This window comes from Xenorhabdus aichiensis (genome assembly GCF_028598775.1).
GTDB classification, from domain to species: domain Bacteria; phylum Pseudomonadota; class Gammaproteobacteria; order Enterobacterales; family Enterobacteriaceae; genus Xenorhabdus; species Xenorhabdus bovienii.
Map to the genome: position 1 here is coordinate 54,927 of NZ_JAQRFO010000006.1, position 20,964 is coordinate 75,890.

General features: G+C 46.3%; 15 protein-coding genes and 1 tRNA gene. 3 read left to right on the plus strand and 13 right to left on the minus strand.

The genetic code is table 11. The features are described 5' to 3' along the window. Positions 1–156 precede the first annotated feature (156 nt). The 3 genes from PSI22_RS04610 to hflK all read right to left on the minus strand — a co-directional run bounded on the left by PSI22_RS04610 (position 157) and on the right by hflK (position 3,957). On the minus strand, positions 157–1,455 hold the full coding sequence (locus tag PSI22_RS04610) for an adenylosuccinate synthase (RefSeq protein WP_273578768.1): 1,299 nt from the start codon (positions 1,453–1,455) through the stop codon (positions 157–159). A gap of 244 nt (positions 1,456–1,699) precedes the next feature. Next, positions 1,700–2,710: a protease modulator HflC gene (hflC, locus tag PSI22_RS04615; protein ID WP_273578769.1), complete on the minus strand. Its 1,011-nt coding sequence runs from the start codon at positions 2,708–2,710 to the stop codon at positions 1,700–1,702. Positions 2,711–2,712: 2 nt separating this feature from the next. Continuing rightward, a complete protein-coding gene (gene hflK, locus PSI22_RS04620) occupies positions 2,713–3,957 on the minus strand; it encodes an FtsH protease activity modulator HflK (RefSeq protein ID WP_273578770.1) in 1,245 nt (414 codons plus the stop codon). A 184-nt stretch (positions 3,958–4,141) separates the two neighbouring features. Between hflK and PSI22_RS04625 the strand changes: the two genes are divergently transcribed. Continuing rightward, complete coding sequence (locus PSI22_RS04625) at positions 4,142–4,270, plus strand: hypothetical protein (RefSeq protein ID WP_256548259.1); 129 nt, start codon at positions 4,142–4,144, stop codon at positions 4,268–4,270. Between the two features lie 9 nt (positions 4,271–4,279). On the opposite strand, the gene hflX is transcribed toward PSI22_RS04625, so the two are convergent. From hflX to tsaE, 6 genes are all read right to left on the minus strand, one after another. Next, the gene (hflX, locus tag PSI22_RS04630) at positions 4,280–5,560 is read right to left on the minus strand and encodes a ribosome rescue GTPase HflX (protein WP_273578771.1); all 1,281 of its coding nucleotides are present in this window, start codon (positions 5,558–5,560) and stop codon (positions 4,280–4,282) included. A 97-nt stretch (positions 5,561–5,657) separates the two neighbouring features. After that, positions 5,658–5,960, minus strand: coding sequence for an RNA chaperone Hfq (gene hfq, locus PSI22_RS04635; protein ID WP_038184575.1), 303 nt, complete (start codon positions 5,958–5,960; stop codon positions 5,658–5,660). A 108-nt stretch (positions 5,961–6,068) separates the two neighbouring features. Continuing rightward, positions 6,069–7,010: a tRNA (adenosine(37)-N6)-dimethylallyltransferase MiaA gene (miaA, locus tag PSI22_RS04640; protein ID WP_273578772.1), complete on the minus strand. Its 942-nt coding sequence runs from the start codon at positions 7,008–7,010 to the stop codon at positions 6,069–6,071. Next, a complete protein-coding gene (gene mutL / locus PSI22_RS04645; protein ID WP_273578773.1) occupies positions 7,003–8,946 on the minus strand; it encodes a DNA mismatch repair endonuclease MutL in 1,944 nt (647 codons plus the stop codon). The genes miaA and mutL overlap by 8 nt, the downstream gene beginning before the upstream one ends. Before the next feature lie 25 nt (positions 8,947–8,971). Continuing rightward, complete coding sequence (gene amiB / locus PSI22_RS04650; protein WP_370689000.1) at positions 8,972–10,297, minus strand: N-acetylmuramoyl-L-alanine amidase AmiB; 1,326 nt, start codon at positions 10,295–10,297, stop codon at positions 8,972–8,974. 14 nt (positions 10,298–10,311) lie between these two features. After that, complete coding sequence (tsaE, locus tag PSI22_RS04655; RefSeq protein ID WP_273578775.1) at positions 10,312–10,776, minus strand: tRNA (adenosine(37)-N6)-threonylcarbamoyltransferase complex ATPase subunit type 1 TsaE; 465 nt, start codon at positions 10,774–10,776, stop codon at positions 10,312–10,314. Between the two features lie 205 nt (positions 10,777–10,981). Here tsaE and queG point away from each other — a divergent pair, with 205 nt between their 5' ends. After that, entirely contained in the window at positions 10,982–12,139 is a 1,158-nt protein-coding gene (gene queG / locus PSI22_RS04660) for a tRNA epoxyqueuosine(34) reductase QueG (protein WP_273578776.1), read from the plus strand. A 581-nt stretch (positions 12,140–12,720) separates the two neighbouring features. On the opposite strand, the gene PSI22_RS04665 is transcribed toward queG, so the two are convergent. The 4 genes from PSI22_RS04665 to PSI22_RS04680 all read right to left on the minus strand — a co-directional run bounded on the left by PSI22_RS04665 (position 12,721) and on the right by PSI22_RS04680 (position 17,145). Next, entirely contained in the window at positions 12,721–14,154 is a 1,434-nt protein-coding gene (locus PSI22_RS04665) for a 4-hydroxyphenylacetate 3-hydroxylase family protein (RefSeq protein WP_273578777.1), read from the minus strand. Positions 14,155–14,824: 670 nt separating this feature from the next. Beyond that, on the minus strand, positions 14,825–16,246 hold the full coding sequence (locus tag PSI22_RS04670) for an amidase family protein (protein WP_273578778.1): 1,422 nt from the start codon (positions 16,244–16,246) through the stop codon (positions 14,825–14,827). A 62-nt stretch (positions 16,247–16,308) separates the two neighbouring features. Next, entirely contained in the window at positions 16,309–16,818 is a 510-nt protein-coding gene (locus PSI22_RS04675) for an outer membrane protein assembly factor BamB family protein (RefSeq protein WP_442316494.1), read from the minus strand. A gap of 251 nt (positions 16,819–17,069) precedes the next feature. Further along, a tRNA-Gly gene (locus tag PSI22_RS04680) sits at positions 17,070–17,145 on the minus strand. A gap of 336 nt (positions 17,146–17,481) precedes the next feature. Here PSI22_RS04680 and PSI22_RS04685 point away from each other — a divergent pair. Beyond that, entirely contained in the window at positions 17,482–20,850 is a 3,369-nt protein-coding gene (locus PSI22_RS04685; protein WP_273578780.1) for an indolepyruvate ferredoxin oxidoreductase family protein, read from the plus strand. Positions 20,851–20,964 lie beyond the last annotated feature (114 nt).

The window sequence follows — 20,964 nt, forward strand, 5'->3', positions numbered from 1 at the left end:
TATTGGTTTATCATTATCTGTTCACATTATGTGGTCATTTTAAAAATTAAGCAAAACGAGCTGCGTTTTATAACCTCTCGCCCAAAAGCCTATCCCCAAAAAGTAAAAACCGGGCATAAAGCCCGGTTATACATGCTTAAAAGATTAAACTATCAATCAAGCATCAAATGGATCACGCAGGATCATGGTTTCAGCACGATCTGGGCCAGTAGAAATAATATCAACAGGAACGCCAGTCAGTTCTTCAACACGCTTGATGTAGCTCAGTGCTGCTTCTGGCAGCAGGCTGTGATCTTTCACGCCGAAAGTGCTTTCATCCCAACCAGGCAGAGTTTCATACACTGCTTCAAGACCTTCCCAGTTTTCTGCTGCCAATGGCGTAGTGTCAATCACGCTGCCATCAGGCATACGATAACCAATACAGATTTTCACTTCTTTCAGGCCATCAAGCACATCCAGTTTGGTCATGCAAAAACCAGACAGGGAGTTGATTTGGATCGCACGACGAATGGCAACGATATCCAGCCAGCCGGTACGACGGCTACGGCCAGTTGTGGCACCAAATTCTTGCCCTTTCTGACGCAGGTACTCGCCGGTTTCATCAAACAGTTCAGTTGGGAATGGACCTGCACCAACACGGGTAGAGTAGGCTTTGATAATACCCAGAACATAGTCAACGTAGCGTGGACCCAGACCAGAACCTGTTGCAACGCCACCTGCGGTGGTATTAGAAGAAGTCACATAAGGATAGGTACCGTGGTCGATATCCAACAGCGTACCCTGTGCACCTTCGAACATCACCAGTTCACCTTTCTGAGTTGCCTTATAGAGCAGGTCAGAAACGTCAACTACCATGTTTGTCAGGATATCCGCAACCGCCAGAATATCATCCAGTGTTTTCTGATAATCAACAGCAGGCTCGTTGTAGTAGTTAACCAGTTGGAAGTTGTGATACTCGATGATTTCTTTCAGTTTGACCGCGAAAGTTTCTTTATCAAACAAATCACCTACTCGCAGGCCACGGCGTGCTACTTTATCTTCGTATGCAGGCCCGATACCACGGCCAGTTGTACCAATCGCCTTGGCGCCACGCGCTTTCTCGCGGGCATTGTCCAGCGCAACATGATAAGGCAGGATCAACGGACAGGCTTCAGAAATAAGCAGGCGTTCACGTACAGGAACCCCACGTGATTCAAGCGCTTTCATTTCTTTCATCAAAGCATCTGGTGCTAAAACGACCCCATTTGCGATAATGCTAATGACATTTTCACGCAAGATCCCGGATGGGATTAAGTGGAGAACGGTTTTTTCACCGTTGATGACTAGTGTATGGCCCGCATTGTGGCCCCCCTGATAACGAACCACGTACTTAGCTCGTTCAGTCAGCAAGTCGACGATTTTACCCTTGCCCTCGTCACCCCATTGGGTGCCCAATACGACAACGTTCTTACCCATTTCAAAAGTTCACTCGGTTGCTTAAAAATGGATTCTACCATCTCATTTAGCACCTTTCAGTATTTTTTCTCACTTCTGTTATTTCGTTTCGTCATATTAACGGGCTGTTAAGTAAGCATTCGTAATGATGGTAGTAACAAAAAAGCCACTGCAAGTTTTCTTACAGTGGCTTAGGCAGCGGTCACTCATTCCGCCGCGTTAGATTTCCTTTTGTTCATTAAGGCAATTCGCCTATCTGAACGACTCAGTCATTGGTATTACTGTGCTGCTTAACTGGCGCTTTCATATAACGGAAGAAATCGCTATCTGGACTGAGTACCATGATGTCATTGCCATCCTTCTTGAAGCTCTTCTCATAAGCACGCAGGCTACGGATGAACGCATAGAATTCAGGATCTTTGTTGAACGCATCGGCAAACAGCTTGGCCGCTTCCGCATCACCTTCTCCACGCAGGATAAGTGCCTCGCTATTCGACTTAGCTTTAATTTCAGTTGCTGTTTTATCTGCTACTGCACGGATCTTTTCAGCTTCTTCCAAACCTTGTGAGCGCAGGAGACGTGCTTCAGCTTCACGATCTGCACGCATACGCTGATAAATTGCTTCTGAAATTTCCTGTGGCAGGTTGATCTGTTTGATACGCACATCCACAACCTCAATGCCCAGCTCGGCCATACTGTTCTGGTTCAGAACGGGCTGTTTGCTTTTCGTTTCCTGCCCTACACTAGCCGCAGCCGAAGCAACCGGATTGTCCGCTGTTTCTGCCGTATCACCATCACTTGTCCCCAGGTTCAAAGAATTACGCACATCGGTAGTTAAACGACCACGGGAATCCGTCACAATACCACGCACATCCAAACGACCGATTTCAGAACGCAGACGGTCACTGAATTTACGCTTTAGCAACAGTTCAGCCTGAGCAATTTCTCCATTACCTGTCGCCAGATAATAGCGGCTGAAATCTTTAATGCGCCATTTCAGGTAAGAATCAACAATCAAGTCTTTATTTTCACGCGTCAGGAAACGGTCAGCTTTGATATCCATAGTCTGGATACGGGCATCAAGCGTTTTGACTGTCTCGATAAATGGAATTTTAAAATGCAGACCAGGCTGATAAACCAGTGGTTTATTTTCCGCATCACGCGCAACCTTACCAAAACGCAGTACAATACCGCGCTGACCTTCGTACACGATGAATATCGACGTATACAGCACAATCAATATAACGGCAATAGCAAAGACGAATGACTTACGCATGATTATGGTCTCCCTTGTCTTGGCGTCTCACCACGCAGGCTACTGGGATTGCCATAGCTAGAATGATTATAACTGGAGTTGCTATAACCTGTTTGTCCTTGTTCAGGTGTAAAATTTGTAGAACCGCTCTTCTCTGGCGCTACTTTTGCATCTGATGACTGCGTTTTCGGTACTTCAGTTTGTTTACGCAAAACCTGATCCAATGGCAGTACCAGCATGTTATTGCTCTTTTCGTTTGCAATGACCTTACGGGTATTGCTCAGAACATACTCCATCGTTTCAATGTAAAGACGCTCACGGGTAATTTCCGGTGCAGCTTTATACTCAGGCAGAATTTTGGCAAAACTTGCCACTTCACCCTGAGCATTCAATACCACACTGACTTTATAGGCTCTGGCATCTTCAATCATGCGTTGAGCATCACCCTTAGCCATAGGCAAAACAGCATTTTTGTAGGATTCAGCTTCACGAATGGTTTTTTGCTCTTCCTCACGTGCGGCGATAACATCATCAAATGCCACTTGCACCTCTTCTGGTGGACGGGCAGTCTGGAAGTTAACATCAAGCAGCGTGATCCCCATGTTGTATGGACGAATGGTTTCTTCCAGTACTTTCTGGGTATCGTTACGCACGATGGTACGATCTGCCGTCAGGATTTTTTCCATGGTGTATTTGCCTACAACACCACGCACTGCGCTGTCAGTCGCTTGGCTCAGGCTGTTGTCCGGGCTGGTGACATTGAAAAGATAAGCCGCAGGGTCGGTCACACGATACTGTACGTTCATTTCAGCACGTACTACGTTTTCATCCGATGTCAGCATGACACCCGCTGTCGCCAATTCGCGAACAGATTCAACGTTAACGGCTCGGACTCGATCGATAAACGTCATTTTCCAGTTCAAGCCAGGCTGCACAACATGGCTGAATTTACCCAATCGGATAACAACGCCACGCTCTGTTTCTTTGATAGTATAGAACCCACTTACAACCCAGACAGCAACGGCAACAGCAACGGCAAGACCAATAATACGGCCACCAAATTTAGGGCCCTGCTCAGAACCATTTCCACCTTTTTTTCCACCGAAACCACCGAGTTTTTCACTCAGCTTACGGAATAGATCGTCGAGATCAGTTGCCCCACGGTTTCGACCACCTTTATTGTTGCCGCCGGAGTTGCCGCCATTATTATTGCTGCTTCCCCACGGGTCGCGGTCCTGTCCGTTATTACCGGGCTGATTCCACGCCATGTTTTAGCTCCACTTTTTAGTTTTTCACTGGTTTTTCAGAGGTGACTGCTCTCCACCCTAACGGATGAGGCTTCCCACTTCACAGGCCATTGCCTGTCCCTGACAGGTCTGACAGCGGCCTCTGTGGTCAGAAACGACAGATTTCGTCGTTTTAGTAAGCAACCAATATTTTTGGGTGATGTTTTTGACAGTACTGATTCTGTCACTGCAATTCTGGCACAGTCATTCCATCACCGCCATCCCATTACAGCTACTACATGACTATAAGCGCCTTGAAATGGCTGACAAAATGATACCTTGTTTGTCTTCCTGAGCCAATCAATCAGACAACATAGTCAAGTAAATTCAATTCTTGTTTACATAGTCGGCGCCAATCAACCATCGGCATCCTGACTTCAATACCAATTTGGCCACTGTCTTCTATCCATTCACGTTCAATGGCCTGAAGCTGGTAAAAACGACTGCGCAAACGCCCCGCCTCAGGCGGCAAATGCAATTCATAGTGTGCAATTTCACCTGAAAGATATTCGGTCAACACCTGAAATAACAGCGGGATACCTTCTCCAGTCTGTGCGGATAACCAGACTCTTATTGGGCGGTTTTCCTCATCGCGATCAATGCGTGGAACAAAATCTTCCAACATATCGATTTTATTCATCACCAACAAGGAAGGGATCTCATTGGCTTCAATTTCTTCCAGAACACTGTCCACTGCAACAATGTTTTCGTCCAGACGGCTGTCTGCCGCATCCACAACATGCAGCAGCAATCTTGCCTGCCGGGTTTCCTGCAAAGTAGCTTTAAACGCCGCAACCAAATCATGGGGTAAGTGGCGAATAAAACCCACGGTATCCGCCAAAACAACTGTACCGACGTCATTCACGTCTATCCGGCGCAAAGTGGGATCGAGGGTAGCAAAAAGTTGATCGGCAGTATACACCTCAGCCGAAGTTATCCGGTTGAATAAACTTGATTTTCCCGCATTGGTATAACCAACAAGAGAAACAGTGGGAATATCAGCTTTATTACGTGCCTGACGCCCCTGATCGCGCTGTTTTTCAACTTTGCCGAGACGCCCCAAAATCTGCTTGATTTTGTCACGCAGCAGGCGGCGGTCAGTTTCTAGCTGAGTTTCCCCTGGGCCACGCAGACCGATTCCCCCTTTCTGACGTTCAAGGTGAGTCCAGCCCCGAACCAGACGGGTAGATAAATGACGTAATTGTGCCAACTCGACTTGCAACTTACCTTCGTGCGTTCTTGCCCGTTGGGCAAAAATATCCAAGATCACACCCGTGCGATCAACGACACGACATTGGCAAAGACGTTCAAGATTGCGTTCCTGGGCAGGGCTTAGTGTATGGTTGAACAAGACCACATCTGCACCGCTGTTCTTGACAGCCTCAGCAATTTCCTCTGCCTTGCCTTCTCCGACAAAATATTTCGGATTGGGCGCCTTTCTGCTTCCCGTCACAATCTGCACAGGAGAAACACCTGCGGAAGTCACCAATGATTCAAATTCATTGAGATTTTCCGTATCTTTTTCCTGTGAGAAAAAAACATGCACCAGAACGGCTAATTCTCCGCCTTCATAACGATCAAACAACGGTGCAACCCCTCAGGCTAAGTAGAAATCCATAGGAAAAAACATAGGTAAAGTCTCCCTACCTATGTTTTTATTTACGTCAGGCACGGACACTGATTTATTCAGCGCCATCACTTTCCTGTGGTGCTGCTGGGTTAGCGCCAGCATGATAATTTCCAACGCCAGTCGTCACGTTCGGATTATTGCCGTGGTGAGACACAGGACGGGAAGGCACAACAGTTGAAATGGCATGTTTATAAACCATCTGACTGACCGTGTTTTTCAGTAAAATGACAAATTGGTCAAAAGATTCAATCTGACCCTGTAACTTGATGCCGTTGACCAAATAAATAGAAACCGGGACCCTTTCACGCCGTAACGCGTTCAGGAATGGATCTTGCAAAGATTGCCCCTTAGCCATTCTATATTTTCCTTATTTTGTTGTTCTTAACTAAGAACCTGTTGGTTCGAAAAAGTAACTACTCAAAAATAACGCTTTGTACTGATCAATTGTACACAATCAATGAATTTATGTACTAATAACCTGCATCACTGTATTCAGTGCCTGTTCAGGTTGGTCACTGTCCAACCAAGTCACATTGTCCCAACTTCTGAGCCACGTGATCTGGCGCTTCGCTAGCTGGCGTGTCGCACAGATGCCACGATAAACCATCTCATCATGAGAGATTTCGCCTGAAAGGTAAGACCACATTTGACGATAACCAACACAACGAATGGAAGGTAAATCTGTATGCAAATCACTACGAGCATAAAGCGCTTTTACTTCATCTTCAAACCCTGATTTGATCATTTGTTCAAAACGGGCGGCGATGCGCTGATGCAAAATTTCACGGCTTGCAGGTGCGATCGCAAATTGATGAACACAATAAGGCAATATTTCTCCAGACGTTTCAGTCAATGCAGTTAGAGTTTTACCCGAAATTCGAAAAACTTCCAGTGCACGAGTGAGACGTTGTGGATCATTTGGGTGAATTCTTGCTGCTGCAACGGGGTCAATTTCCTGCAATTGCCGATGCAAGGCTTCCCACCCATGTTCGGCCGCCTGTTGCTCGATCTGCGCCCGGATCTCAGGATTAGAAGAGGGTAAGGGCGATAATCCTTCCAGCAATGCTTTGAAATATAGCATGGTTCCGCCAACTAGGAGGGGAATTCTCCCAGCAGCCGTGATATCAGCCATTTCTTTCAGAGCATCACGGCGGAAATCAGCAGCGGAATAAATTTCAGCGGGATCGAGAATGTCAATCAGACGATGAGGTGCCTGTGCCTGCTCTGCTGCGGTAGGTTTCGCAGTGCCAATATTCATTCCACGATAAATCAACGCAGAATCAACGCTGATTAATTCAACAGGAAGATGCTGACGCAAGGCGATCGATAACGCCGTTTTTCCTGAAGCTGTCGGCCCCATGATGAAAATGGCTGTCGGCAGGTGTTGAGTTTTTAAATCACTCATGATTGAGAAGTGCCACCACTGCTTGTAAATCAATTAACTGTAATAAGCCCCCTGGCGGGGATTCCACCAATTGAGGGCAAAGACGCTCGACGTCAGCTAAAAGCTGGACAGCTTGCGCAACGTTCCACGTTTCATGTTCGCTCCCAACGTGACGGGAGAGCCAAATCGCTACCTGTTCAGCACAGGCCGAGGGTTGTTCCACTAGATAGTTCAACAGCTCCGGCAGGAGTTTCGGCAGGTTCTGTTGACGCAGTGGCAACGATACCGCATGAATAGTTACTTTTCCATGTGCGACTGTAGATTCAATACCGAAAGTCTTCAATAGCTCACTATTCTGCTTTAAAGCGTCGATTTCTGCCTGACTGAGAGAAAGTTTCAGCGGGATCAGTAGCGGCTGCGATTTAAGCCCTAGCTCCCCTGGCGTCAACTGCACCTGTTTCAGCCAGCGCTCAGCAACTGGCAAAGATAGTAGCCCAATCCCCAACGGAGACTCAATCAAGGCATAACTGGCAGCATGGATGCTCAAGACTTTGCCAAAACTGTAACTATTGTTTTTTCCCTGCACAAGTGCTGCATAAACAGGAACTGGCGCGGCTTTTTCCCTCACAGAGACAGCTCGTTCAGGAAACAGCGGTCGTTTCTCCTCTGGTGCAAATTGCATCATTTTTTGGTACAACTCGCCCTGTTTCTTCTGGTAATTTTCCCCATGATGAAGTTGCCGCGTGTCATTGCCAGAATGCGGGCGATCAAGCTGAGGCTGTTCTTTGTCATGCCCCCCAGACGAAACCAAGGGAGAAGTCGCGACGCGAGAAGGCTGTGATGCCTTCGGTGACGCCGTATTTTGCTGGAGAAAATGGTTCTCTCCCGCAGAAGGACGGTTTTCCGGCACCCAACTGGCAGCCGGCTCCTCACAGCCAAGCGCCAGTTCAGCTCCCTTCCCCCGCTGTTTCAATACCGCTGCCACACCCTGATAAATAAAATCATGCACCAGACGTGCCTGATGGAAGCGTACCTCATGCTTCGCTGGATGCACATTGACATCAACCTGATGCGGATCGATCTCCAGATACAATACATAAGCAGGCTGCTTCTCTCCCTGAAGCAAATCTTGATAAGCCTGGCGGATAGCATGATTAATCAGCCGATCCCGCATCATACGTCCATTGACATAACAATACTGAATATCGCCCCCAGCAGTATCATTCATGGGATCAGCAACCCATCCTTTAATGGACAAGGAGTCATGCTGCCACGACAGCGCAAGAGCCTGCTGCACAAACGCCATTCCGCAAATGGCCGCCAAACGCCGCTCATGCTGAGATTCTTCTTTCGCTGGACGATACTGACGAACCAATTTGCCGTTGTGATGCAGGTTGATCGCCACATCCAACCGTGCCAGAGCTATCCTGCGCACCACTTCATCAAGATGCCCGAACTCGGTTTTTTCTGTTCTCAGGAATTTGCGACGTGCTGGCGTGTTATAAAACAGGTCCAATACTTCAACCGTCGTACCGACGGGATGGGCTGCGGGTTTTACGGTGACTTCCATATCACGGCCTTCGGCGTAAGCCTGCCACGCTTCTGTCTGGCTTTCAGTACGGGAAGTCAGAGTCAATCGTGAAACCGAGCTGATACTGGCCAGTGCTTCCCCACGGAATCCCATACTGACAATCGCCTCCAAATCATCAAGCGAAGCGATTTTACTGGTGGCATGACGTGCCAATGCCAATGTCAGATCTTGCTGGTCGATCCCACAGCCGTTATCACGAATGCGGATTAATTTCGCACCACCGCGCTCAATCTCAATATCAATGCGGGTAGCGCCGGCATCAAGGCTATTTTCCACCAATTCTTTCACCACCGATGCAGGGCGCTCAACCACTTCACCAGCAGCAATCTGATTTGCTAATTGTGGGGGTAAGATCCTGATAGCCATATTCAACCTTATTTACGGTTTAGTATTACATTGGAGAAGTCTGCAACGGATGAGCCTGAAAATAGTAGCGCAGCCCAAGATGAATGGCTTGTGCCAATTTCTCCTGATAATCATTAGACCCCAGCAGCTTCTCTTCGGATAAATGACTGATAAAACCCGTTTCCACTAAGATGGAAGGAATATCCGGTGAACGTAACACACCAAGGCTTGCATGTTCTGGCGTGCGCTTATGCAAAGATCCAATGCTAGTTAACTGACTCAATACTTGAACAGCAACGTCATAGCCCACTCTCTGGGAATGACCAAACTGCAAATCTAACACAGCCTGACTCAATAGAGGATTAACACCATTGGATAGAACATCTCCCGCACCGCCCAACAATTCCGATTGTTTCTCGTGCTGCTCCAGCCAATTCCCCAATTCACTGTTTGCGCGACGGTTGGATAGTACCCAAACAGAAGCCCCTCTGGCGCTGCGATTAGGTGCTGCATCCGCATGAATAGACACCAGCATATTGGCTTTGTGCTTACGGGCGACCTCAGAACGTCCGGCAACTGAGATAAAATAATCGCCATCCCTCGTCAAAACAGGCTTGAACATGGGATCATTGCGTAAAAGTACTTCCAGCTTGCGTGCAACGCTGATGGTCACGTTTTTTTCCTTCAATCCCCCTTGCCCGATGGCGCCTGGGTCTGTCCCACCATGCCCTGCGTCAATGGCAATCACAATCGGATATTTTCCCTGTGCTGCCTTAGCTACCTGCTTTTTCACTCCCTGCCCATGATGAGCCGGAGTAGGCTTTGTTTCCTGCTTCGGTGACTGAGCATTATTAGCTAGTAATTGCTTACTTTCATGTAATGAAGTATTTCCCTTAAGCATTGAGGTGCTATTCGCTGTACTCTTAGCTGCTGCACTATTAGCTTGCAACGTAAAAACCACCTGATATTCACTGGCGGCTCCTTTCACTGAAGAAGTCGCGGTAGCCTGATGTGCCAATTCCAATACAAACCGCTTATGCTGTGCATCAGGGGACTGACTGGTTCGAATCACTTTCACCAGATCCTGGCCTGATAAACGCATTGGCAGTCCCATGACATGACCAGACTGACGAATATCCACCACCAACCGCTCAGGAGCATGCAGGGGGAAAAACCGATAATCAGGATGCCCGCCTGTGAATCCCAACGTTACGGTAGCTTCAGATGGGCTATTATTCACATGAATATTCGACAACGTAGCCGCTGTCGCCGTCATCATGATCAGTTGACTCAACATGACAAACAATGCACAGGACATCACCCAATGGGCTTGCCATCTTTTTATCACTTTCACAAAGAAAGCATTCATCATGGTCGGGTATTCCTTCATAAGGACTTCAGATTATCCAGCAGATTTTCACCATATTCAGATAACGCCACAAAACGCGCGTGCCGCCCTTCACTGTCATAGCTCAAATGCAGCTCAATATCGGCATCAGGTAAAAACCCTGCGCCCTGTTGAGGCCATTCCACCAGACAAATAGCATCCTGATGGAAATAATCACGAATGCCCATAAATTCCAGTTCTTCAGGATCAGCCAGACGGTAAAGATCAAAGTGATAAACAGGCCGCGGTTGCAAAGCATAAGGTTCAACCAGTGTATAAGTCGGGCTCTTCACATGTCCCTGATGGCCGAGCGCCTGTAGGAAGCCACGACTAAATGTCGTTTTTCCGGCACCTAAATCGCCATATAAATAAATAACATAGCCGCGATCGCCGGTTGCCGCCACTGCATTGCCCAATGCAACCGTGGCATTTTCATTTGGAAGTAATAAAACGAGTTCTTTCATCGAAAAGTATCTATTTTATTTATTGAATTAGAGCCTAATGAGATTTAGGTTTATCAGTTAAATAGTTTAACCAATAACCATAACATAACTCAGCCATTATCATTTAACATCTTCTGCTCCGTAGTACTGCCACGTACCGCACTTTTTGTATTCAATCCGCTGTGTGCTAAACTACGCCCCCTTTGCAGCAGTAATTTGATATTCAATGGCAATCCCTCTCGATCTGAATCTTCTGACAGCAAACATCAAACAATGGGGCCTTTCCCTTGGCTTTCAACAAGTCGGTATCTGTGACACCGATTTATCCACAGAAGAACCCAAACTACAGGAATGGCTTGATAAGCAATACCACGGCGAAATGGATTGGATGGCGCGTCACGGCATGATGCGCGCCCGTCCCCATGAACTACTACCTGACACCTTGCGGGTCATCAGTGTGCGCATGAATTACCTGCCAGCCAAAGCCGCTTTTGCCAGTACACTGAATAATCCTGAGTTGGGTTATGTCAGCCGCTATTCACTGGGCAGAGACTACCACAAGCTATTGCGTCAACGACTCAAAAAACTCGGTGAGCAGATTCAAGACTATTGTAGTGCTCATGAATATCAGGGAACTCTGAATTTTCGGCCTTTTGTCGATTCTGCCCCGATCATGGAGCGCCCCTTGGCGGCCAAGGCTGGTCTCGGCTGGGTTGGTAAACACTCACTTATATTGAATCGGGAATCGGGTTCGTGGTTTTTCCTCGGCGAATTGTTGATTAACCTTCCCCTTCCCATAGATGCCCCGCAAGAGGAGCAATGCGGGCGTTGCGTTGCCTGTATGACGACCTGCCCAACAGGTGCCATTGTTGAACCTTATACCATTGATGCACGGCGCTGTATTTCTTATCTGACCATTGAATTGGATGGCGTTATCCCTGAAGAGTTGCGCCCGTTAATGGGCAACCGGATTTATGGTTGTGACGATTGTCAGCTTATTTGCCCATGGAATCGTTTTTCACAATTAACGGATGAAGTCGATTTCAGCCCTCGTGCAGCCCTGCACACACCAAAATTACTTGATTTATTCAGTTGGAGCGAAGAAAAGTTTCTACGCATTACAGAAGGATCGGCAATCCGCCGTATTGGTTATTTACGCTGGCTGCGCAATATTTCCGTTGCTTTGGGTAATGCCCTTTATCAGGATAATATCGTGCTGGCACTGGAAAAAAGAATCGGTTTAAGTGAGGTACTGGATGAACATATCCACTGGGCCATCGATCAGCAAATAACTCGCCGCAATGCCAATACGATTGAAGTTCAAACATCACAGCAGAAGCGATTAATTCGGGCAATTACCAAAGGGCTACCCAGAGATGCTTAATAATCAACCAGCCGAATTTACTGTCAAAAAACCCGTCTATTTTCTTGTGAATAAAATAAAAATGCCTTGTTGATCAACAGACAAAGAGAGTTTAAATATTAATCAATATCTTTTTAAATGGAGCTAATTACGTTAACTTATCAATAAGTTAAATATGATTTATTATTTTAAATGATGGGTCAAAAAACACAGATACGGAAATACCGACTGTGGATAACTCTGTGTAGCAAATAGAGCGTCATCAGACAAGTCAATATGGCAGTAAGGTTAAATACTGTGGATAAAAAACAGTAATTGTATTTCAGTGGAAAATATCAGAAATAAGCAGTAAAACCAGAATCCACTCTCACATTCTAGACGCTGGTGGAGAAATTTTCCTCTGCCTATTCAAAAATGAGGCGGCATTATGGACTTGTTAAATCTGGATAGCAAGTGCTTTATCAACAATTTATTTATGGTGGTGATAGATAGTACGGAGCAGGCAGTTAAGGGCAAATAACGCTAACCTCCAGCAAAAAGTGCCAACATCTCCCCGCTGGCACTCTCCCCTTACCTACTGCGACAATAGGATAAAAATCAGACTAGAGCGCTTTTATCTTTTCAACCAATTCCTTCGATGATTTCCAATCATATTTTGTATAAAGACGCTCTAGCGCAAAGTAAGAAGCACCGGTATAAAACATCTCATATTGCAAATGCCTTGAAGCAAATTCTGACCCCACTGCATCCCATACCAGTTTCATCAGCCTGACTCTTTCAACAGGGGAAGCAACAGATGAATATTGTGTTTTCTCAATAATGCGTAAAATTTCATCATTCTCCAAATCTGCTTCACTTGATGGCAGCATCAAAACACCGCCACCCGCGAGTTTCCTTATCGTTTCCAATACCTTTGGATATATTTCCTGAGCAATAATTTGACACGCATAAAGCTGTGTTCGATCAGGAATATAAAACCCGTTATCGACTCTCGGATTATGGATCAAACTATTAAACAACCCTTCAATATTCATCGCATAACACGCAAGTTTAGCAAGAGATTCTCTTACCGTAGGATATTCGCAAACACCGTTTGTTTCTGCCATTGCCATCGCTAGCCCCGCCAGAAAATGCAATTTCACCGCATAACGGGCCTGACTTTGAGTATCCATCAGTACTTCCGCAGCAGTTTCCTTAAATTGCCGACGGCACATCTCTATATCCTCAAAAATAAATACCCGTTCCCAAGGCACTAAGACATCATCAAAATAGATAATTGAGTCATTTTCATCGAACCGATACGACAGCGGATAATCTTTGGGATTTACGCCTAATTCATATGAACGCCTTGAAATAATCTTGATGCCTTTCGCATTAAGTGGCATGGCAAAAGAAACCGCATACCGCTCATCAATCCCAGGTTTAAGTGGATTATGCACACCAATCAGAATTTCATCAGCCAGCGGTGCTCCCGTAGCAAGCATTTTTGCACCTCTGACAATAATTCCCTTGGCATTCTTTTCCACCACACCCAGAGTGTGATAAATATTCTTGGTATGTTCACCAGGAGCCTTTGAGCGATCTCCCTGAGGGTTAACCAGTGCATAAGTCAAATAGAGGTTTTTCTCACTCACATAGGTAAAATAATTCCGTAGAGCATCAGCCCGCTCTTGCGAATAATCTTCAAATACCTCGATATGAGTCATCATCCCAGTAAGCACCGACGACACGTTATCGGGGCTTCTTCCGAGCCAGCCAACACTCTGTGTGGCCAGTTCATATTCAGCCCGACCACGTGCAATCAATTTTTCAGGTGTAGAAGGCAGTTGCCAATATAGGCTAATTTGATTACCCGCCTCTGTCATAAACATCATTCTGTCGGCATGTTCGATTTGATAATCATACAGATTCGCAACCGACCTGATCGTATTTCTGAATGCAGGATGATCCACATGATTCGTGACCACCTCTCCATTAATAAAAATAGCTCGTCCATCACGTAAATCATCGATATATCTTTCTCCGGTTCTCATCATCTTTTTTACTCTCCTATCACTGATCACGACTTTTAAAAGTCAAGAAAAAAAATCTTTCTATTCAGTAAAGAGCGGTTAATATACAAAGATAATTATTCCTCCATTATCATGAAGTGAATCACCGTTCTTAATATGTGAGAGAAATCTATTTCATTAGCATTGCCAAATTTTCATATTTCCGATACCATTCTATATTTCGATAAATACTGAGATATATTCCTGTGAATTAGCTATAAAAGCGATATCAAATTCCAACATTATCATAATAACTAATAACAGGAAGATTAATTTAATTAACAAAAGTTAGAATTTCGCATGGGGCTTATTAAATATAATGAATTAAAATATCAATTTTTATTTATTTCCCAGACTTTATTTTTTATCTTAATTTATATATCCCAGTATATTTATTTCATTAATATAAAATTATAATAACTTCTCCTGAGAAATATTTCACCGTTACGATAGAATTCGCCTGAATATTTTGCCACTCAACAACCAGAAAGACCGACATCTCTGGATTCGGACGCCATGTGAGGCCTCGTGTAAAGCCGATGATCGTTTCTTTTATCGGTCTATAAGCATTTCCCATATGCCTTACACGGGCCACATTGATCCAGAAATATCCTACATCCAGCAACATAGGGCTAAGGTAGCACCGCTATAACGCTCACGGGGTGACAACTTCGACAGGTTCTCCCCTTTTTTCAATATCCTCTGCTGCTTTCAGGCATAGATCTTCTCGAAAGCGCGCACTTACTATCTGAATACCCACGGGTATCGTTTCCCCGGAAGGAGTGGAAATCAAATTTGTCCGGAGATTGACACAAGGGAGCCCTGTAACAGGGAGCGTAAGCATTGGCATTTGACTATTCCAGACCCGCATAAATGAAGTTTCACATTCAAGATCCAGATTATTAGAGAATGGCAATTCTGCTGAACTCGGTAAAAGGATCACCGCAAACTTTTCAGAGAGAAATTGTTGCCATTCACATGCAATCGTATGAAGTTGACTCAATGCCGAAGAGTAATTGACCAGAGACACGGAATGCGCAAATTCACGATACATGTTCAAGAAGTTCAGCGCACCGGAATCTCCGTCTTCCTGTACCGCTAAGAGTTGACCCTCATAATCTTCACCCAACCATAGGGTCAGTTGAATATCCGAAGCTGAACGGAGAGAGGGAATATCCTCCAACTCGACGACTGTCCAGCCTGCATCACGCAGTTTTCCTGCGGCATCATAAAGTGCGTCCGCGACGTCTGGCTGGGTATCCAATCCATTTGGCCGCACGCAGAACGCTGCACATTTCGGGGCATCGTAACCCACCATGGGCGCTGGTACCCACCAAGGATCGCGGATATCCTCTCTAGCAATGACATCCATCGCTAGACGCAAATCATTGACAGTCCTGGCAACAGGCCCAGTGACAGCCATTAACTGCACCCCTATCGGCACTTTTTCAGGATCAGTCGGATTGAATCTCGCCACTCGCCCGAAAGAAGGACGCAAACCATGAACCCCGCAGGCATACGCTGGATACCGGATAGAACCTGCCAAATCGGTCCCTATCGCAATTGCACCAAGACCTGCCGCAACTGCTGCTGCGGCACCACCAGAGGATCCTCCAGGTGTTAAAGAAGGATTATGCGGATTTCTCGTTGATCCATATAGACGATTTTCGGTGAACCAACGATAGCTAAAAGCAGCGGTATTCGTACGCCCTATAAGTAATGCCCCGGATTTCAGCAAGTGATCGACAACCGCACTGTTGGAGGGAGGGAACTCATGTTCTCTGGCCCGGACTCCGTCTGTCGTTGCAAACCCAATTTGATCTATGCTCGCTTTTATGGTTACAGGGACACCTGCGAGAGTTCCCACACTCTCACCTTTTGCAAGTGCAATATCGAGCTCTTCAGCACGTCTCATAATCTCTTCCGGCCGATATTCAACAACCGCATTAATATGAGGGTTGACACCGTCAAGTCTTGCAATCACTGCAGTAGCAACTTCTCTGACAGAAACATCCTTTTGATGCACAAGCTTGGAAATTTCAGTCGCTGATAGAATGGAAAGATCGTCTTTAGACATCACCATACCCTATATTGATATTGGAGATAAGCCAGTATCCTTGTAGAACGAGGTTACATGTTTCACGGCAACGTATAGGCGATGACATAATCACCCCGATCCTTGTCTGTACGCTGCGCGCCACCTGCGGTCACAACAACGAACTGCTTTCTCGTTTTTTTTCCAATGTATGTGATCGGAGCTGCCTGACTCCCGACTGGCAATCGGCTGCGCCAAAGTTCGCTACCGCTACGGCTGTCGATAGCTCGAAGATAATAGTCCATCGATCCTGAGAAAAACGTGACCCCTCTCTTAGTCACAAGCGGCCCTCCCATGGTTGGCAATCCAATCGGTACATGCAACCCGGCGATGGCTCGGAAGATGGGCGTATCCTCTGTGCTACCCATAGGCACTTGCCATAAAATTTTTCCAGAAACAAGATCAACAGCGTTTAATGTGCCGTACGGAGGCTTGGTGCAAGGAAGTCCAAGCGGAGATGTGAACATGCCATGAATGACACCGTAAGGAGTTCCACGTTGCTGCGCATAATTACCTGCTGCCCCCGTGGGAGTGAAACCTCTTGTCAAAGACAATTAGCTGAAATACCAGGATTTCATGAAAACTAGAGAGGTGATTAGCCCCAGACCGTCAGCGCCGGGATAGTTGGCGCTTTTCCGACAGGCTTGGTTTGCCAGATAATCAGAAGGTATCATCACATAGCTGCTAATCTTAAAAGGATTAATCGTTATTAGATTTCGATGAACTTTGTTGAGATAGGAAATATGGGTCAGGCCATTATTTCAGAGAAATGCAAGAAGTCAGTAGAAGTTTATAGATAAGATATTGGAGCGGGAAACGAGACTCGAACTCGCGACCCCAACCTTGGCAAGGTTGTGCTCTACCAACTGAGCTATTCCCGCGTCGCTAATGGCTGTTATTTAGCCTGAAGTGCCTGAATGCTTATGATTAATAATACTATTTTTTAATCTGCATATCAGGGATAGGCGCTATTATGGACTCGCTCAGAGAAGATGACAAGCCCTTTGCATGCACTCTTATGCCAAACGCTCAAAAAACATTCGTCAAAGAGAGTATACATCTATTTTAGAAACATTTGTGATTCTAAAAATTAACACTAAATATACAACTAACCTCTAATAAGATTTGTGCTTGTCGGAATAATTCTGGGGCAATAGATTAAAGCTAAGTTTTGGTCGTATCTTAGACAATAATGCTCCTCAAAAAGGGCCAAGTGTATGACTCGACATTATCCATCTAAATTTGTCACAGGTACTGATGCCCTTGCTGAGCTTTTACTCGCTCAGGCTGAACTGGATAAAAGCCATAATCTCAACACTGCGGGGTTTGTTTCTGGATATCGAGGCTCCCCCTTAGCCCGTTTAGATCAGGCATTATGGCAGCATGGTAAAGAGCTTGCTCAAGCCAATATTCGCTTTCAACCTGCCATCAATGAAGATCTCGCCGCCACTGCACTGATCGGTACTCAAAAAGTCGAATCCGACCCTGATCGGAATGTTATCGGTGTCTTTGGCATGTGGTATGGCAAAGGGCCTGGAGTGGATCGCTCTGGCGATGCGCTCAGGCATGGCAACGCCTATGGCTCCTCACCACACGGCGGGGTACTTGTACTCCTCGGTGATGACCACGGTTGTGTCTCCTCCTCCATGTCCCATCAATCTGATCTCGCTTTAATGGCTTGGAGTATGCCGATTTTGCATCCAGCATCTGTTTCTGACTATCACGATGTAGGATTATGGGGCTGGGCGGCATCACGCGCGAGTGGGGCTTGGGTCGGGTTTAAAGCAATCAGTGAAGTTGTGGAAAGTAGTGCTATCAGAGAAAGCAAACCCTTTCCTGAGTATGAAACACCTGAAATCGATTCTGGGCCAGATGGGCTGCATTGGCGCTGGCCTGATCTTCCCGGCCCACAGATTGAGAAACGCTTGGCCTATAAACTTCAAGCCGTTGAAGCCTTCGCCAGAGCTAATCCGATCGATCAACTCCTTGCCCCGTGCGCCCATCCGCGTGCCCTGCTGGTCACCGTTGGCAAAGCTCATCGAGATGTGCTGGAAGCCTTACGTGCCGGAGGCTTAACGCCTTCCCAACTCGCCAAACAAGGGGTGGCTTTTGTCCATGTCCGCTTAGTCTATCCTCTGTCGCCGCTTCTCAGCGATCTTGCTTCACAGGTCACTGATATTTTTGTTATTGAGGAGAAAAGCGCTGTTGTCGAGATACTGCTGGCACGCCATCTGGTTAATTCACAGAAAAATATTAAGCTGATAGGCAAACACAACCATCTTGGCCAGCAACTTTTGCCCGCAGACATTGAGTTACGCCCTTCATTGATTACTCCTCTGCTTTCTGGATGGCTACACAAACTCGATTTGTTTCTCTCAGTTCCTCTGGAATGGGCAACCAAAACAACACCACACGATCTCACGCTTCCCAAACGCACACCTTATTTCTGCGCAGGGTGTCCCCATAGCACTTCAACCCGTTTACCTGACGGCAGCCAAGCCCATATTGGTATTGGGTGTCATGTCATGGCGGCTTGGATGGATCGCAATACGGGATTTGGTTTTGTCCAAATGGGAGGGGAAGGTGCCGACTGGGTCGGTCATTCACCTTTTATCAACCGTCCCCATGTCTTTCAGAATTTAGGCGATGGGACCTATTTCCATTCCGGCCATTTATCCATTCGCCAATCGGTAGCCGCAGGCAATCGAATTACTTATAAATTGCTATTTAATCAGGCTGTGGCAATGACCGGAGGACAGCCACTGGATGGCAATCTTACCATATCGCAGATTGCGGCCTTAATGCTGGCTGAAGGGGTCAAAGAAGTCGCTATCGTTACAGATAATATTGATAAATATCAGGATAAAAACCTGCTACCCGCTAAGGTGACGCTTTATCAACGTGATTACCTCGAAGAGGTGCAGAAACGCTTTCGAGAAATCGCGGGTGTAACCGTAATTATCTACGATCAGGCCTGTGCCACAGAGCTGCGCCGCAAGAGAAAGCGAGGTCTGGAGCCGAAAGCGGCACGACGCGCCGTGATTAACGAGTCAGTCTGTGAGGGGTGTGGTGATTGTCAGGTACAATCAAATTGCCTCGCAGTGATCCCGGTCAAAACCCCGTTGGGGACTAAACGCAAGATCGATCAGCACGTCTGCAACTCCGATCTATCCTGTCTGAAAGGGTTTTGCCCCAGCTTTGTCACCGTCGAAAATGCCAATCCACGCCATGATCTCAGTAAAATAATCCCGCAAGGCGATCTAGACAAATTACTCCATGAATTACCCCAGCCAACACCGATCATTAGCGATAACCCTTATGAAATCCTGCTTGTCGGCGTAGGTGGCACAGGTATCGTCACCGCAGGGAATTTACTGGCGATTGCGGCCGAAGCGGATAATTATTCCGTCAGTCTGCTCAATTTTACGGGCTTTGCACAAAAAGGCGGTGAAGCAATCACCCATGTCCGATTATGCCATGATATGAATAAGCTACATCAAGTCAGAATTGACCGTGGGCGCGCTAATCTCGTCATCGCGGCTGATTTAGTAGCCGCAACGGGACAAAATTCACTGACAGTGATGTCAAAAAATGCAACGAAATGCGTCCTCAATACCCATGAAACGCAAATCGGCACCATGCTTCGGGCTCCCACCCTGAATCTGGATCATTCCAAGATAACGACGACTCTTCACCAACACTGCCAAACATTAAATTCCATTGATGCCGAAATAATGGCGGCTGATCTGGTCGGTGACAGAAACCAAACAAATATCGTATTAATCGGTTATGCATGGCAGCTTGGTAAGGTTCCAATCACACTTTCTGCTATCGACCATACCATTCAGGCACTGGGCAATGCCGCAGACAATGCACGACGCGCTTTCCATATCGGTCGCATTGCTGCTGTGCAGCCAGATATCCTGAATGAGCGCCTGCACATCAAGCCACAAAAAAGCATTAAGACGCTGGATGATCTCATTATGCATCGATATCAATTTTTGGTTGATTACCAGAATGAAAGATATGCACAGCGTTATCTCAGTCGCGTTGCTCAGATTCAACTGGTCACGCAACAAATTGATGCAGAAGAAATTGCCAAAGCGGTCGCTGAAAACTTATTTAAACTAATGGCTTATAAGGATGAATATGAAGTCGCGCGCCTCTACGCCAAAAGCGACTTTTTCGAGAATCTCCGCTCACAGTTTGATAATACGGATAACATTCGCTTTCACCTCAGCCTGCCCCTTTTCAATCGCAAAGACCCACGTACAGGCGAGCGAGGAAAAAAAGAATATGGCACATGGATCATCCCTATCCTCCGCGTTCTTGCCGCATGTAAGCCACTTCGTGGAACCATGTTCGATATTTTCGGCTATCAGGAAGAACGCAAACAGGAAAGAAATTTACTGCTCGAATATGAGCGATTACTTGATTTTCTGATAGAAAAACTGAACCGCGATAATTTAGCGATCTGTCAGCAACTCGCGGAGCTGCCCGATCAAGTCCGTGGCTTCGGTCATGTTAAGCAAAAAGCGATAAAAAACATGATGGAGCGTAAGGAGGCATTACTGGAAGAGCTATAAAAAACAGAGTGATAGCACAGATAAAAAATATTTCGGGTACGATGAGGTTAAGCGGCTCCCATATTATTAATGAATGAACGGCTGCGAAAACATAGAAGCCACTGTTGGCAAGTT